12 protein-coding genes are annotated in these 15578 nt (G+C 43.3%); 7 read left to right on the top strand and 5 right to left on the bottom strand.

The genetic code is table 11. The features are described 5' to 3' along the window. Positions 1-77: 77 nt before the first annotated feature. Complete coding sequence (locus AC2CZC_RS04670; RefSeq protein ID WP_484583988.1) at positions 78-986, bottom strand: AEC family transporter; 909 nt, start codon at positions 984-986, stop codon at positions 78-80. Positions 987-1138: 152 nt separating this feature from the next. Here AC2CZC_RS04670 and AC2CZC_RS04665 point away from each other — a divergent pair, with 152 nt between their 5' ends. Continuing rightward, positions 1139-1510, top strand: coding sequence for a YacL family protein (locus AC2CZC_RS04665; protein ID WP_484583987.1), 372 nt, complete (start codon positions 1139-1141; stop codon positions 1508-1510). Positions 1511-1517: 7 nt separating this feature from the next. Here the strand turns inward: AC2CZC_RS04665 and AC2CZC_RS04660 are convergent, their stop codons facing one another. Then, a complete protein-coding gene (locus AC2CZC_RS04660) occupies positions 1518-2234 on the bottom strand; it encodes a 2OG-Fe(II) oxygenase (RefSeq protein WP_237138057.1) in 717 nt (238 codons plus the stop codon). Between the two features lie 29 nt (positions 2235-2263). Between AC2CZC_RS04660 and AC2CZC_RS04655 the strand changes: the two genes are divergently transcribed. Beyond that, positions 2264-2653 carry an acyl-CoA thioesterase gene (locus AC2CZC_RS04655; protein ID WP_063361355.1) on the top strand — a complete coding sequence of 130 codons (390 nt, stop codon included), beginning with the start codon at positions 2264-2266 and terminating at the stop codon, positions 2651-2653. A 40-nt stretch (positions 2654-2693) separates the two neighbouring features. Here AC2CZC_RS04655 and AC2CZC_RS04650 read toward each other — a convergent pair whose 3' ends face one another. Together AC2CZC_RS04650 and uvrA are read right to left on the bottom strand one after the other, a co-directional pair. Then, positions 2694-3743, bottom strand: a complete 1050-nt coding sequence (locus tag AC2CZC_RS04650) for a hypothetical protein (protein ID WP_484583986.1) — start codon at positions 3741-3743, stop codon at positions 2694-2696. Between the two features lie 70 nt (positions 3744-3813). Then, complete coding sequence (gene uvrA / locus AC2CZC_RS04645) at positions 3814-6633, bottom strand: excinuclease ABC subunit UvrA (protein ID WP_484583985.1); 2820 nt, start codon at positions 6631-6633, stop codon at positions 3814-3816. 419 nt (positions 6634-7052) lie between these two features. On the opposite strand from uvrA, the gene AC2CZC_RS04640 reads away from it, so the two are divergent. From AC2CZC_RS04640 to AC2CZC_RS04625, 4 genes are all read left to right on the top strand, one after another. Then, entirely contained in the window at positions 7053-7742 is a 690-nt protein-coding gene (locus AC2CZC_RS04640; RefSeq protein WP_484583984.1) for a substrate-binding periplasmic protein, read from the top strand. A 52-nt stretch (positions 7743-7794) separates the two neighbouring features. Beyond that, positions 7795-9162, top strand: a complete 1368-nt coding sequence (locus AC2CZC_RS04635; protein WP_063361359.1) for an MFS transporter — start codon at positions 7795-7797, stop codon at positions 9160-9162. A 108-nt stretch (positions 9163-9270) separates the two neighbouring features. Then, positions 9271-9939 carry a single-stranded DNA-binding protein gene (ssb, locus tag AC2CZC_RS04630; RefSeq protein WP_063361360.1) on the top strand — a complete coding sequence of 223 codons (669 nt, stop codon included), beginning with the start codon at positions 9271-9273 and terminating at the stop codon, positions 9937-9939. Positions 9940-10687: 748 nt separating this feature from the next. Then, the gene (locus AC2CZC_RS04625) at positions 10688-12349 is read left to right on the top strand and encodes an EAL domain-containing protein (RefSeq protein WP_484583983.1); all 1662 of its coding nucleotides are present in this window, start codon (positions 10688-10690) and stop codon (positions 12347-12349) included. Here the strand turns inward: AC2CZC_RS04625 and AC2CZC_RS04620 are convergent. Further along, entirely contained in the window at positions 12341-13243 is a 903-nt protein-coding gene (locus tag AC2CZC_RS04620) for a 1-aminocyclopropane-1-carboxylate deaminase/D-cysteine desulfhydrase (RefSeq protein ID WP_484583982.1), read from the bottom strand. The genes AC2CZC_RS04625 and AC2CZC_RS04620 overlap by 9 nt on opposite strands. Before the next feature lie 211 nt (positions 13244-13454). Between AC2CZC_RS04620 and AC2CZC_RS04615 the strand changes: the two genes are divergently transcribed. Further along, positions 13455-15467 carry an SUMF1/EgtB/PvdO family nonheme iron enzyme gene (locus AC2CZC_RS04615; protein ID WP_484583981.1) on the top strand — a complete coding sequence of 671 codons (2013 nt, stop codon included), beginning with the start codon at positions 13455-13457 and terminating at the stop codon, positions 15465-15467. Positions 15468-15578 lie beyond the last annotated feature (111 nt).

The following is a 15578-nucleotide window of genomic DNA, read 5'->3' as shown; positions in this document are numbered from 1 at the left end:
TATCGCCATGCACCTGAGCCTAATCAATTATTTAAACATCCCTATCTCCCCGTCGAATTGTATCAACCAGACAGACCTTAAAGGACTAGCCAATAAAGCCAAAGGCTCATAGTCAATGGGCTTAGTAGCGTGGACATGACAACGCTGCTGGCAAGTGTCGCTTGCGCACAAGCTTGTTGCCTAGCCACAAGGTAAGCATTGACCCCCAGCGGGGATGCGGCCATTAAAGTAAGCACAGAGATCTGCATTGTCGGTAATGCGAGCCAAGAAGCAAACCCCCAGACCATGGCAGGTAAAAGCAGCAGCTTCACGAGGCTTAAAATGAGTGCACTTTGCCATGCTTGTTGCAGTGAATATTGCACCAAACTTACCCCCAGAACAAACAGCGCCCCCGCAATAGCAGGTTTGGCCAGCCAATCCAATCCAGAGAGCATTAATTTAGGAATAGAAAGCTCAAGTGCATTTAGCAACAGCCCAAGACTAATACTCAATACAATGGGATTGATGAATAAGGGTTTGAAGGTAACAATGAGGGACTGCTTCACCGTACTTGAGAATAGGAAGCTGAGCGCGAATAACAAAGCGCTGTGGAAGGTGATGATCATAAATACCATAGCACCTGCATCAGTGCCAAGCGCTGCAATAATTAAGGGTAAACCAACCAGTACGGTATTTGAGTAGGTGCCGCTTAATCCCCACATGGCGGCTTCATTGAGTGCATTTTTATGTGTCATCCATTTTGCAAAGAGCACTAAGAAGTAACAGGTCGCGACAGGGAGATAAAAAGCCAGTAATAGTTTTGCAGATGCCACCTTTGATAGATCAGCTTGGTACATATTAAGAAATAAAAAAACGGGGATCGCCAAGTAAAATATAAAGCGTCTGAGCCCTTCAAGTTGGTTGGTGGCTATAAAACCGGTTTTACCACATACAAACCCTGCAAGGACTAAAAATATTAGGGGGAATAGAATTTCAACTGGGGTCATAGCAAAACGGTGCGAGTGAATTAGAGGTGCATTATACGAGCATGAAGGATTTTTTCATGACTTTATTACGGACTTTTTAGTGTGTCATTCCTTGCCCATTTGAGGTTATTCCGCGATATAATAAAACACTGTCCAGTGTGAGTATGAGTAGTATGGAATATCAGTTTATTAGAGATCCAATCACAGGTTATCGTGTGCGAATGTCACAGGAGCATGCGTTAGTTGGGCGCTGGCTCAATGAAGAGCTGGCGATTGCCGATGTAAAGTCCTTTGTTGAGCAAATGCAAAGTATCGTCAGTAGTCAGGATGAGATCCGTATAGAAGGACGTGAAGTCCGTTTGATCTTATCTAAAGATGAAGCCCTGTTTGAAGCGCATTCTTTGTATCAAAATGATGTTGATTTATCTCGGTATGAGGATGATTTTTTAGAGCTAGACGAAGATGGGCTTGTTGCAGGATGCGGTTTTGAAGACTTTCAAGCCCTGATGCTAGATTGGCAAGCATTTACACAGGGCCGAAGATAAGTCTTTATTAAGCGGTGGCGTTTTGCGGTGGTGCACCGTATAGACGCTCAGCTCTTTGAAATAACACCCAAGAGGTTAAGATATATTTGTCATTGGACAATGGCATGTTGCCTCTGTGTGTATGAGTAAAGTAACTCGGTGCAATCACCATACTGCCTTGCTTAGGGGCAAGCTTTTTATTTTGATAGAAAAACTCGGTTTCTCCGCCATCTTCCACATCATTAAGATAAAACATAAATAACAATACGCGGTGTAGTGCTTCATTATGATGGAGCTGTGGGTAAACCTCGCTGTGCCAGTATGGGTAGCCGCCTTTGTTAACCGGATATTTTTGTGCCTGAATGGGTCCTAATCTAAATAGCTGTTGCGTCAAAATAGGCAGCTGCGGTTTACCGATCTCTTCAAAGTTATCCATAGTTAGGTTGACTGGTTGGCCTGTTTGCGGATGATAGACATTCAAGCCAAATGCACCAAGCATCATAAAAAAGTGCTCTTCTATATATTCAAATAAATATTTTGAGGTGGCTTGTTCAATTTCGCGCAGTTGACTCTGATATTCAGGGTGATTATTGAGATATAAATCTTGGCTGACTTTTTTGCTGAGATCGACGCCGCCAGACGTTTGTCCTTGAGCTAAATGTGGACTTTCATCAAAGGTTTGCATAAATTTGTTGCAAAACTCTGCACTGAGTGCATTGTCATAAACGCGAATAAAATCAGTCATCTCAATCCTCAAAGGTTATTAGAATTATTATGCTTACAGAAAAAATCATGCCACGCTTTAGTGAAACCGATGTGCTTGGCCATATAAACAATACCGTACTCCCTGTGTGGTTTGAAGCTGCTAGAGCACCTATTTTCAAAATATTTACACCTGATTTAAATCCACATAACTGGAAACTGATTGTCGCCAAGGTAGAAGTTGTCTTCAAAGGAGAGCTTTTTTATGGCCAAGAAGTGGAAGTCAAAACCATGATTGAAAAGCTAGGAAATAGCTCTTTTGTGATTTTGCAGCAAGCTTGGCAGCACGGTGAATGCTGCGCAGAAGGGCGTACAGTTATGGTGCGATATGATTTTGCAAGCAAGTCTTCTGAGCTTTTAAGTGATGCTGAGCGCGAGGCATTGTCAGCGTATCTTTTGTAAAGTGGTCATGTGGCGCTGTATAAACAGCGCCATCTAAGGGTTACTTGGTGGTAATGTGTGTTTTAAATTGATGCCCCAGCGCTGCAGAAATACAGGGAAGCACATCGTATTGGTAGCTCGATAAGGTATTGGCATCATCCAATTTGGTGATTTGCAATATCTCATAATCATTTAACTCTATGATGCGTGTGCCGGGTGCATGCTCACAGCGCGAATGCGAGTCTGCTTCATATTCATAAATAAAGTGCGCCAATATTCGTTTTAAATGAGTTTCGTATTTAACCGTGTTTTCACTGACGGTTGAAATTCTCACTTTAAACGCTTCAAAGTCCGGATCTTCCTCAACGCTCTCTGCGGACTCAACTTTTAAGAGGTTAACTTCATTGGTTTGCGGAGTTTCATTATTTGACACTGCGACAGTAACTGGTTGGTTACTTATGATTTCAAACCACCCTCTGAGAAATTGGTTTACACCGCCAGACAAGCCTGTATGTGATAATAGGTTAGCGACTTGTACAAGAATAAATAAGCTAAAAATAAAGCGTAATAGCCCAGTGGTGACAGGGAATTTGTAATCGATAGGTTGCCAAATACGGTGTAAGCCAAATGGTCTCAATAATATCAGCGCGAACAAATATAACGGCTGAATAATTTGCAAGAGCAACAGCAATACGATGGTGGTGAGAAAAAACCAGGTTGGCAATGAGAGCAATACACTGAGGTTGTGACTGTAGGGCAGGGGATCTGAACTGACACCCGTAATGTCATTGATCATGCCTGCGGCTTGCACTAATGCATAGTTAGCAATAAAGGCATAAAAGAGCAAAATAATCGCTTTGCCTGGCAAGCTTTCCCAAAACACTAAAAATTTTGGCCAAAACTCGTAGATCATGGCACACAGTACCAGCACTGCTACCAAGTTAAACCAGCCAGCATTGTCTTGATTAGCAAAAATAATGGCGTAGATACTGATAAATAGGGACGAGAAGTAAAGTCTTTGCGGTGTATTCAGTGAGTGCCAAAAACGCTCAAACGGGGCACTGATCTTGTTAGCTGTTTGCTTAACTGTGGTCCATGCGGGGTGATTCATTGTTATTTTAATTCCCTACTGTTTAAAACTAAGTTGCAGTGGTAAATGTATTACCACTGCAACTGGATAGTTATAACATAGGGCTAAGATAACGACCAGTGTGTGATTGCGGGTGTTGCGCGACGTCTTCAGGTGTGCCTGACACTAAAATTTGCCCTCCACCTGAACCACCCTCTGGGCCAAGATCGACAATCCAGTCCGCAGTTTTGATCACATCTAAGTTATGCTCGATGACGACCACGGTATTGCCATGGTCGCGTAAGCGATGCAGGACGACCAATAATTGTTGGATATCATGGAAATGCAAACCTGTAGTTGGCTCATCAAGAATATATAGGGTTTTACCTGTATCACGCTTTGAGAGCTCTCTTGCCAACTTAACTCGCTGAGCTTCACCACCTGAGAGTGTTGTTGCAGCTTGACCAAGTCGGATATAAGACAAGCCAACATCCATCAATGTTTGCAGCTTGCGTTTAATCGCTGGGATCTTATCAAAGAACTCTCGTGCATCTTCCACCGTCATCTCGAGCACTTCATGAATGTTTTTACCTTTATAAAGTACCTCAAGTGTTTCACGATTGTAGCGTTTGCCTGTACATACATCACAAGGGACATACACATCCGGTAAAAAGTGCATTTCAACTTTTAATACGCCGTCGCCCTGACAGGCTTCACAGCGTCCGCCTTTTACATTGAAGCTAAAGCGTCCGACTTTGTAGCCGCGAGAGCGTGCCTCTTGCGTACCAGCAAACAACTCTCGGATCGCGGTGAAGATCCCAGTATATGTTGCTGGGTTAGAACGTGGTGTGCGGCCAATTGGGCTTTGATCAATGTCGATGACTTTATCGAAATGATCCAAACCTTGAATGTCTTTATGCGGTGCAGGCTCGGACACGGTGGCACCGTTTAATGCGCGATGTGCAAGCTTATAAAGCGTGTCGTTGATCAGTGTTGATTTACCAGAACCAGATACACCTGTGACACACGTCATCAAACCGAATGGGATCTTCAAATCGACATTTTTTAAGTTATTCCCTGTGGCTCCAAAGAGCTCTAACCATTTTTCGTTTGGTTGGTGGCGCTCCTGTGGCACAACAATTTGCTTGGTACCCGCCAAGTATTGACCTGTTAACGAGTCTTTGTTTGCAATGATGTCATCACGAGAACCTTCGGCAACCACATGGCCGCCGTGCACACCTGCGCCTGGGCCAATATCGATAATGTGATCAGCTGCGCGAATGGCATCTTCGTCATGTTCAACTACGATAACCGTATTACCCAAATCACGAAGATGTGTAAGTGTACTAAGGAGTCTGTCGTTATCTCTTTGATGTAAGCCTATGGAAGGCTCATCGAGGACGTACATGACACCAACTAGACCTGCACCAATTTGGCTTGCCAGCCTGATCCTTTGCGCCTCACCCCCTGATAGGGTATCGGCACTGCGTTCGAGTGAGAGATAGTTCAGACCCACATTAATTAAGAAAGACAGTCTGTCGCGGATCTCTTTGAGTATCTTTTCTGCGATTTGTGCTTTTTGACCTGACAAAGTGAGATCTTCAAAGAACTGACATGCTTCGCCAATGCTCATGGTAGTCACGACCGGTAGATTGGTATCACCAATAAATACATGTCTTGCTTCTTCTCTCAATCGCGAGCCATTACAGCTAGGACAGGCTTGGCTGGTTTGGTATTTAGCGAGCTCTTCACGCACTGAGGTAGACTCAGTTTCGTGATAACGGCGATTCATATTATTTAAAACGCCTTCAAACTCATGATTGCGGGTGATTAAGTCTCCGCGATCATTGCGGTAACTAAATGCGATCTTCGTTTTACCAGAGCCTTCTAATACGACTTTTTGTGCGGATGCAGGGAGCTCACCAAACGGAATGTCTAAATCGAATCCGTAATGTTGTGCAACCGACGTCAGCATCTGAAAATAGTAGAAGCTGCGTTTGTCCCAGCCCTTGATCGCGCCACCTGCAAGACTAAGCTCTGGGTTTTGCACGACACGATTGGGATCAAAATATTGTCTTACACCTAAACCATCACAGCTTTGGCACGCACCTGCCGGGTTATTAAATGAAAACAGGCGAGGTTCTAACTCGGTCATGGCATAGCCACAGGTTGGGCAGGCAAAGTTGGCAGAAAAAATTAAATCTTCGGCATCCGGGTCATCCATACTGGCGATTTGCGCAATACCATCAGCCAATTCAAGTGCTGTTTCAAAGGACTCGGCGAGTCGCTGCTGTAGACCGTCTTTTACTTTAAAGCGATCAACGACGACTTCAATAGTATGCTTTTTGTGGAGTTCCAATGTGGGTGGATCAGAGAGATCGCATACCTCTCCATCAATACGTGCTCGGATAAAGCCTTGGCTGGCAAGCTGCTCCAACAGTTTTACGTGTTCACCTTTGCGGTTTTTTACCACGGGTGCGAGCAACATAAGTTTGCTGCCCTCTGGCTGAGCAAGTGCTGTATCTACCATCTGGCTGACTGTTTGCGCTTTAAGTGGCAGATCATGTGTTGGGCAGCGCGGCTCACCGACTCGGGCGAATAACAGTCTTAGATAGTCGTAGATCTCAGTAATAGTACCCACTGTTGAGCGTGGGTTGTGCGACGTAGACTTTTGTTCGATGGAGATAGCCGGAGAAAGTCCTTCGATGTGATCAACATCGGGTTTTTCCATCAAGGATAAAAACTGTCTTGCATAAGCGGAAAGAGACTCGACATAGCGTCTTTGGCCTTCGGCGTATAACGTATCGAAAGCAAGAGAAGATTTTCCTGAACCAGACAGTCCAGTAATAACAATTAACTTGTCTCTTGGGATAGTTAAAGAGATGTCTTTGAGGTTGTGCGTACGCGCACCTCTTACTTCTATTTTATCCATAGTGGCCTTATGTGAATCTCATGTGCTTGCAACCATTATTTGGTACGTATATCACGATTTATGGTGTTTGCTATTTCACCGTTGTGAAATGAGTGTTCTTTGATACGTACTTAATTAACCTAGGTGATCACGCTTAGGGTTTGCAAACTAAATTATGGGTAGCTGTATACACATACAGTATACTAAAAGCTGCGGTTATTCCACCCTTGATACGTGCTAAGCCATGTACTGGCTCACTCGTTGAGGTTGATTGCAAGAATAGACGGAATAAGCGCGCATGTTAGCGCATCCGACATACAAAATTAAGCTTTTGCAAAAATAAACAACTAAACTTATTTTTGAATATCACCTACTGAGTGGTGCAAGTGCGTTTTTTGCTTTTGAGTCTTTTTTTTCTACCGCCTTTGTGGGCATGCGAAATGACGGTGCGATTCGAAAATTACGCCGCGCAATCTCGTTTGGATGAAGAAAAGGGCTGGCACGGAATGGATGTTGATTTTGCCAAAGCCTTATTGGATGAGGCTGGGTGCAGTTATAAGTTCGTCAGTATTCCATGGGGACGTTCATTGAAAATGCTCGAAGCGGGCAATATTGACTTGGTACTCAGCGTTACCCGCACGCAAGAACGCACGGAATTTGCCTATTTTGTGGGTCCTCAGCGCATGGAAACCATAGTGTTCGCAATGAATGCAGAGCGCTTGTTTGACGTTGATAGCATGGATGATTTGTTTTCTTTACCCGTTCCTGTCGCGATACAGCAAGGCGCTTTTTACGGGCGCACTTTTACCGAACGGTATCGCAAACGGTTAGGCGATGAAACCCAATTTATCTTTGTTCCTGATAATCAAACTAAACTCAGTTTACTCAAACATGGGCGTATTGCTGGCTTTTTAGAAGAAAAGTTTAATATTATTTTTCAGTCAACCAATCACCCTGATTTTATGACCATAAAAATCGCACCGCTGGTGGTGAATCAATCACCGGTCTATTTTGCATTTAGTAAAAAAAGTGTGTCTGACAAGCAACTAGAACACTTAGTAAGCGCGTATAACAGGTTGAATAAAACTGGGCGGTTTAGTGAAATATTAAAAAAATATCAGTTGGACTGAGTTTTTGCTAAACTAGCTCGCGATTTTTTACTGTTTGACTTTACATTACTTTATGTCCAATCAATCTTTGAACCAAATTGAAAAACGCGCCGCTTTTTCACTGGCGGGAGTCTTTGCTTTTCGCATGCTCGGCTTGTTTATGCTGATGCCAGTATTGGCTATTTATAGTGATTCATTCGAAGATGTTTCGCCTCTTTGGATTGGACTGGCTATTGGTGCGTATGGTTTGACACAGGCACTTTTACAGATCCCAATGGGATGGCTGTCAGATAAGTTTGGCCGCAAACCAATCATCATTGGCGGTCTCGTGGTATTTGCAATTGGCTCTGTTATTGCTGCAACCGCGGAATCTATTTACTGGGTGACGGCGGGCCGAGCGCTACAGGGGATGGGTGCTATTGCCAGCGCTTTGCTTGCGCTTGCATCTGATTTAAGTCGTGATGAGCAGCGACCTAAAGTGATGGCGGTGATCGGCATGTGTATAGGTTTGAGTTTCGCTGTGGCCATGTTAGTCGGCCCAATGGTTGCTGCTGCTTTTGGTATTGCTGGGGTCTTCTGGCTGACTGCGATATTGGCTGTGGTCGGCATCTTAATTGTCTTGTTTGTGGTGCCTAATGCGGTGCACAAAGCACCTAAAGGCGACACGGTTGCGTCACTGGTCGATATTAAAAATCTGGTTAAGCACCCGCAATTATTACGCTTAGATCTTGGCGTATTAATGTTGCATCTAACCCTAACTACATTATTTGTTGTCTTGCCTGCGAAATTGATTGATGACGGGCTAGATGCACAGTCTCATTGGCAAATATATATTCCGGTATTGATACTTGCGTTTGTTTTGATGGCGCCAATGATGATGATCGCAATCAAGAAACAAAAAGAAAAACAGGTGTTCTTAGGCGCTGTTGCCATGTTGAGTATCAGTACTTTATTACTGGTATGGTTGTCTGATTCGCTGTGGGGCATCGCACTGTCAATGACCTTGTATTTTATCGCTTTTAATTTCCTAGAAGCGACCATGCCAGCACTGGTCTCTCGGATCTCACCTGCAAACCAAAAGGGCTCTGCAATGGGGGTGTTTTCCTCTGGACAATTTTTAGGTGCCTTTTTAGGTGGCGTATTGGGAGGCTACCTAGCGCAGCACTATGAGACGCAAACTGTATTTGCTGCGGCAGCAGGAATTGGGTTAATATGGCTGGCTATTGCATGGCGCATGCAAGTCCCTCCACGTAGTAAAGCCATGAGCTTTGTAACAGAACTCGATAAACCTCAGCATGCACAAACACTTGCTGAAAAACTGGTCACATTACCGGGCGTGTTAGAGGCGACTGTAGTCAGTGAAGAAAATCGCGCTTATTTAAAAGTGGATGAAAGTAAATTTGATTTAAACCAAGCGAAGCAAATTTTATATTCTTCATAACGAGCAACGAGGTGCGATGAGAAGTCGAATTCGAAGCGCAATCGGTATACAATCGTTCATAGAGAGTAAAATTAAGCAATGCTTGTAATTGTGTGAGGAGAGGGTGCCATGGCACGCGGTGTGAATAAAGTAATCTTGGTAGGTAACCTAGGCCAAGATCCTGAAGTTCGATATATGCCTAACGGCAACGGTGTAGCGAACATTAGTATTGCAACCACAGATAGTTGGAAAGACAAAAACACAGGTCAGCTGCAAGAGCGTACTGAGTGGCACCGAGTTGTGTTATTCGGTAAATTAGCTGAAGTGGCTGGTGAATACTTACGTAAGGGCTCACAAGTATATATTGAAGGTCGTTTGCAAACGCGTAAGTGGACCGATCAAAGTGGTCAAGACAAGTATACAACTGAGATCGTCGTAGACATGGGCGGTCAAATGCAAATGCTTGGTGGCCGTAATGAGCAAGGTGGTCAATATCAATCTGGCGGTAACCAAGGTGGTTACGGACAGCAGCAAGGTGGTGGTTTTGCGCCTCAGCAAAATAATCAGCAGCAATATGGTCAACAGCCTGCAGCACAGCAGGGCGGTTTTGCACCACAGCAGCAAGCGCCTCAGCAAAGTGCGCCTCAGCCGCAAAATAATAACTTTGGCGGTGGACAATCTCAAAGTGCACCTGCGCAGAGTGGACAGCCTCAAGGCGGTTTTGCACCTCAGCAGCAAGGCAGTGCTTCTAATCCAATGGAGCCACCAATTGACTTTGATGACGATATCCCGTTCTAATCAAAGACAAATATAAAGTTATTTGACACTGAAAAGCCGCTAAATAGCGGCTTTTTTAATGTGGTTAGAACGGTAATGGTGAAGCGACTAGTTAATAAAACAGCGAAAAGCTTTCAATGTAAGATTGAAGGTTTAATTCCCAAATATAAGCTGGAGTAATCAAAGTAACGGTTTGCTCAATAGGTTTCTTCGATGGTAGTGTAACTACAAAATAGGTCGTGTTGATTTTAAAAGTCAATCACGCCTTACTGTAAAGTGTCCATAGCCTGTTTAGCGCGCCCACCTCGTGGAACAGTGACTTCTCCCTGCTGAGAGTCCACTATATGCTTCATCTTCAAGATGAAATGATGTAAGCATGATCATTTGTTCGAATTTACCTAAGAATTTATTTTTGTCAGGCATTGTATGTCGCTCTTAAATATAGTTTTGTATTTTTACTACATTGTGATGCCCACGCCATAATGAGATTTGTGTTAAGCACATAGAGATGACATACATAGGGTATGCGAGCATTTGTACACAGTGAGAAAACTTTGAAACTCAGGCTAAAATTGTGGTTTAGCTTGGATTTGATATGTCAAAAGTTATGGCGCTCAGAAGTAGAAAGCATTTTTTAATGTCTTTGTGCTTCCAGTTTCTTTTATTATCCTAAAAAATAATACATTCAAGATCAGCAGCTTTTGGGAATCTTAATTAGGTTGCCTTGAGTTTTGGAATAGATTGAACAAAACTTTAAGCAGATCCCTTGATGGCAGCCTGTATTATGTTTCACTTCGCGCTAACTAAACACATCGCTAAACGTGAGTACGTGTTTTTAGTTGCTTGGAGTATCCTGCTCTTAGTGAGCAATTTAGTTGTAATACAATCAATCAGTACTTGGATTGATGAAGAATCACAGCGTTTAGATACGCAGTTATCTTATTATATTGCTCCTATTCCTCCTCAAGAACTTGGCAAGTTGGCTAATCAACATGGTTTTAGCGTTTTCCCTAGCAATGACACTTTCATTTCGTGGTTTTCATCCCCGCATCATTTTAAGGTCGGTGAGCATTCTATGAGCATGTATCCCACACAATTAATCAATAAGGGACTGATGTGGTTTATTTGGGTCAATACGGTCATTTTTGGAGTCGGGGCATTATTTGGCACTGTCTATTTGAGAAAACGGAAGCGTCATGTAGAACGTCGTAAGGTAAGTAAGCAGCTCACGCACAGAACACGTAATGGTAATGGGGAAAGTTTGGTGAATATACCTGTTACAACGGAGCAGCAGGTGACGATGTTTGCAATGTTTAAATGGCGTTGTGAACTGCCCAAGCACATTGAGCCGCAGAGCCACTTTAGTGTCACTTTAGCGAAGTGTTTTAATAAGTACCAGTATTGTTCAGCCAAGTATTTATCGTCAGGCACTTTGACCGTTACACTCGGTACATTAGGCAAAAATGAAGTTGAGCAAGCGATTAAACGCTTACATGAAGTTGTATATCAGGCATTGCTTGCCTTTCGCGGAGATTTGTCACGCAGTGCGGTTAAGTGCGGGGCGTGTTTTTATGGCGAAGGAGCAGACCAAACGCAAGTGTATCAAATTGCCAGATCTTCTCTTAGTATTGCGCAAAACCATGTATGGCAGCATATACATATGTTGCCACTGAATCACACGTTAGCTGAGAGTTTACTGGATGCTGAAGTGCATATTATGGAAGATATTCGCGCTGGGCGATTTGTACTTTTTTGTCAGCCTTTATTTGATTTCAAATCACAAGATGTGATCCAAAGTGAAGCGCTATTGCGTGTTCGGCACAAAACGCTAGGATTAATCACCGCAGGGCAATTTATTCATAAAATACACCATAATGAACACTTAGTTGAACTTGATAAGGCGATTGTTAAACAAGCACTAAAAGTACTATCTAAAGAGCCAAGAGGGTTTTCGGTGAGTGTTAATTTACATGTGGTGAACTGGTCTAATAGCGTATTTTTAAATTGGTTGATAGGCGCTTTGAAGGATTCTGGCCGTGCAAGTGATGTGACTTTGGAGTTGATGATAAGCGACTATTATCAGCATAAAGATTATTTTGAGCAGTTTTTCTCTTCATTGGTGCTGCTTGGGACCAATGTGGTGCTGGACCACGTCAATAAACCTCTAGATGTGATCCAATTACAAAGACTACATAATGTAACGGGGATCAAGTTGGCTTTTGAACTGATCCACGGTATTAATGGATGTGCCAAGCGGCGCGCGGTAGTGAAGCAGATAGTGGGTCAAGCCAAGAAGTTGCAAATACCGGTATATGCTGTGGGGGTAGAAACACAAGATGAGTTTAACTGTATTAAACGCCTTGGTGTTGATGGTGCGCAAGGGTATTTTTTCAGTGCACCCCTGTTAGAACTGGAAAATAGCTTAAATTAATTGTCGATAACGCAGGCCATCTAGGCCCTGCAGACCTCCCGTGTGTATGGCAATAATCTGACTATGCTTTGGGAAATGATCTTGCTCAATCAACTGCCAAAGTCCATACATCATTTTACCTGTATAGATGGGCTCTAGAGGCAAATGATGGTCACGTCGCATTGTCTGGCAAAATTGCCACAGTGCGTGTGAAAACTTACCATAACCACCTTCATGGAATTGCGTTAGTATTTGCCAATTTTTTTGAGCCTTTGCTTTTGGGTTCAGATGCACGACTTTCTCATTTAAATACTCCGCCCCTTTCAGTACTGCAAATCCCATAAGCTTTACGGAGGGATCAAGTCCATCAAGCATACCGGCTAGCGTTCCACCGCTACCAACAGCACAGCAAACATAGTCACTTTTAGGTAAAGAACGTGCTAATTCTTCGCAGCCTTGCAAAGCAAATTGGTTGCTACCACCTTCAGGTATGATAAAAGCATTGGGAAATCGCTTTTTGAGCAGAGCAAGATAATCAGGATCATGACGTTGTCGATATTCTATTCGAGTGACGGGATGTAGGTTGACGTTACATGCTTTGGCAAAGCGGATAGTTGGATTTGCTGCATCAAGGTGTGGGCCTCTGACAATAATATCCGCAGGGATATTGTACAGCTTACTAGCCATGGCGGTTGCATATACGTGATTTGAGAAAGCCCCCCCAAAGGTAACAAGAGAGCGGCATTGCTGGCGTTTAAGCTCTACAAGATTATATTTAAGCTTTCGCCACTTGTTTCCCTGTACAGTGGGATGAAGCAGATCATCTCTTTTTACCAGCAATTCAATTTTTTTGGCTGCTAATAAAGGATGCCTAATTGTCTGCAGAGGTGATTCTAAGTGGCTTGAAGTCTTCATTTGATTTTCGATTTATCTGTAAATAAACGCTTTGAGGTTATTATTTCATGAAAATGTGCTCAGAACACTGGTAAGTACGTGACTAATAGTTGTAAACTCAGATATTAATTGTGCAAGGCTTGTGTTTTACTTCGTAAGTACATAGCATTGAGCATTAAAACATCAAAAATAACAAAGACCAAAACAACTGCCGCTGTTGGGAATGGAATATATGCGAATTGCTCCTTTATCTCTTTTTGTCTCTGCCGCCTTATTGTCTGTAAGTGTTTGGGCACAAGATACTGCGACTGTGACAGCTATCGAGTCAGAGCGCTCCGAAAAACAGGCTGAGTTAGATAGATATACTCAGATTTTAGACAAGCACGTGGCTGAAGAAGCCCGTTTACAATCACAACTTGAATTGTTGAGGACAAACTCAACAGAGTTGGATAAAGAAAAGAATCAGGCGCTCGACGCCATGAATGATTTATATCGTCGATTGATTGACGATCCTTCTATTGATATTTCATCTGCGCAGATGAGATACCAGCAGTCTGTTGCTGATCATAAATCGAATAAAGAAGATATAGCGATGCAGTTAGCGGCCATAGCATCGCACCGCAAAGACATAGAGCAAATTCGCGTTAGTAAACATACCTTAGTTAATACGCTTGCGAGCTTAAAAGATCAATTAAGTACAGCGCGAGTGGAGCGGCTTCGCAACGAGTTTACTCGTGAAGGTACATTAGAAGTTGAACACACCATCAATTGTAAGCGTACAGAAACGCTTGCGGCGTGTGAGCAAAGAGGTCAGCAATTAGGTCTACAAAAAGCAACCAAGCGCTTTATCGATCAGATATTTGCAAACCTAACAGAGCAGCGCATTGTAGAGCCGAAGAGACACTTAGCTGGTGCGCAAGTGCAGGTTGTGAGCAGTCATGTGATTGGCAGTGCATTCAGCGGTCAGGGTAATTACAGCGTCAATTTAAGTGTGACGATGCGCGGTGACGTTAATAATAGCCGACTTTGTGGTTTGTTAGCGCTGGATAACCGCTTTTGTAGCGAGTATGGCACGCCGCTATCTGTAGGTTACCAAGCAAGTTACCCAACAACGTTTAGTGACAGTCAGCTTACTTTTAAAGATGAGCTGGATAAGCCTGAGCCGAGTGTACCAAGTGTAACCGCACTGCAACCACAGACAGAAATTAAATCACAAATCATTCAGCAAACACCTCAAGACAGACAAGTTGATCTAACTTTAAGATCTAATGTTTATGATGATGAAGTGTTTATTGATGGTGTAAGTTATGGCTCGACTAAACTGGTTGTCAGTGTACCGACAGGGTCTTATGACATTGAGATCCGTAAACTAGGTTATGAGTCATACAAAGCCAGAGTTGATGTAAGGCGTGCTCGAACGATAAACGCTAAGCTGATAAAAAAGCCTGAGTCGATTGCTGCACCGACACCGAAAAGAGAGCAAGTTGAGCGTCCTCGCACTGTACAAAAATCAGTAACGCCTAACTTGGTTGAAAACAAAGTGGTGATTATTCCAGCAGGATCATTCCAAATGGGTGATTTAACTGGTAATGGACTGGCTAATGAGCGCCCAGTGGTAGAGAAAGTACTCAGTCACTCTTATGCGATGCAAAGCAATGAAGTGACGGTAGCAGAATACAGACAATTTATTGTTAGCACTGGCTATCAAACAGAGGCTGAAAAAGGCACAGGTTGCGCTCATTACAAAAATGGCGAGCCGATTTGGGAAAGCGAATATAATTGGAGTAATCCAGGCTTTGAGCAAGCTGAAAACTTCCCCGTTGTTTGTGTAACCTATGAAGATGCTAAAGCATATGCCAACTGGTTATCTGCGGAGCAAGGCATTCAATATCGTCTGCCAAATGAAGTAGAGTGGGAATATGCGGCCAGAGCCGGCACCAGTTCAGAATATCCTTGGGGCAATGAGATTGGTAGAGGGTTGGCAAACTGTGGATGGTGTGGCAGTGAGTGGTCAAATAAAAGTCCATCACCAGTTGGAGAGTTTTCACCAAATAACTATGGTTTATATGATACCGTCGGTAATGTTTGGGAATGGACGCAAAAGCGCGCTTCTCAAGAAGATGTGACGGTTAGAGGCGGTGCATGGAACTTTGCGCCTAGCTTGGCTAGGGTATCAACACGCCTAGCGTTAGCACCTGATTTTAGAGCTAATTATATCGGTTTTAGATTAGTTCGCGAAAGATAAATAATGCGCCGAGTAGGGCGCGTTCAGCTAAAGTGCAGTTAGCACTTTGTAGACTTAAATATTTTAGCCGCAGTGACAATGACTGCGGCTTAGTTAAAAGAATTCTTTAAG

The organism is Pseudoalteromonas sp. MMG033, assembly GCF_057197785.1.
Note: the sequence above shows the minus strand (reverse complement) of the source record. Positions and strands in the feature narration are given on the sequence as shown.

Bases quoted from the DNA above. Each gene is read 5' to 3' on its own strand.
- AC2CZC_RS04670 (WP_484583988.1), bottom strand. From the start codon at position 986: ATGACCCCAGTTGAAATTCTATTCCCCCTAATATTTTTAGTCCTTGCA.
- AC2CZC_RS04665 (WP_484583987.1), top strand. From the start codon at position 1,139: ATGGAATATCAGTTTATTAGAGATCCAATCACAGGTTATCGTGTGCGA.
- AC2CZC_RS04660 (WP_237138057.1), bottom strand. From the start codon at position 2,234: ATGACTGATTTTATTCGCGTTTATGACAATGCACTCAGTGCAGAGTTT.
- AC2CZC_RS04655 (WP_063361355.1), top strand. From the start codon at position 2,264: ATGCTTACAGAAAAAATCATGCCACGCTTTAGTGAAACCGATGTGCTT.
- AC2CZC_RS04650 (WP_484583986.1), bottom strand. From the start codon at position 3,743: ATGAATCACCCCGCATGGACCACAGTTAAGCAAACAGCTAACAAGATC.
- uvrA (WP_484583985.1), bottom strand. From the start codon at position 6,633: ATGGATAAAATAGAAGTAAGAGGTGCGCGTACGCACAACCTCAAAGAC.
- AC2CZC_RS04640 (WP_484583984.1), top strand. From the start codon at position 7,053: ATGACGGTGCGATTCGAAAATTACGCCGCGCAATCTCGTTTGGATGAA.
- AC2CZC_RS04635 (WP_063361359.1), top strand. From the start codon at position 7,795: ATGTCCAATCAATCTTTGAACCAAATTGAAAAACGCGCCGCTTTTTCA.
- ssb (WP_063361360.1), top strand. From the start codon at position 9,271: ATGGCACGCGGTGTGAATAAAGTAATCTTGGTAGGTAACCTAGGCCAA.
- AC2CZC_RS04625 (WP_484583983.1), top strand. From the start codon at position 10,688: ATGGCAGCCTGTATTATGTTTCACTTCGCGCTAACTAAACACATCGCT.
- AC2CZC_RS04620 (WP_484583982.1), bottom strand. From the start codon at position 13,243: ATGAAGACTTCAAGCCACTTAGAATCACCTCTGCAGACAATTAGGCAT.
- AC2CZC_RS04615 (WP_484583981.1), top strand. From the start codon at position 13,455: ATGCGAATTGCTCCTTTATCTCTTTTTGTCTCTGCCGCCTTATTGTCT.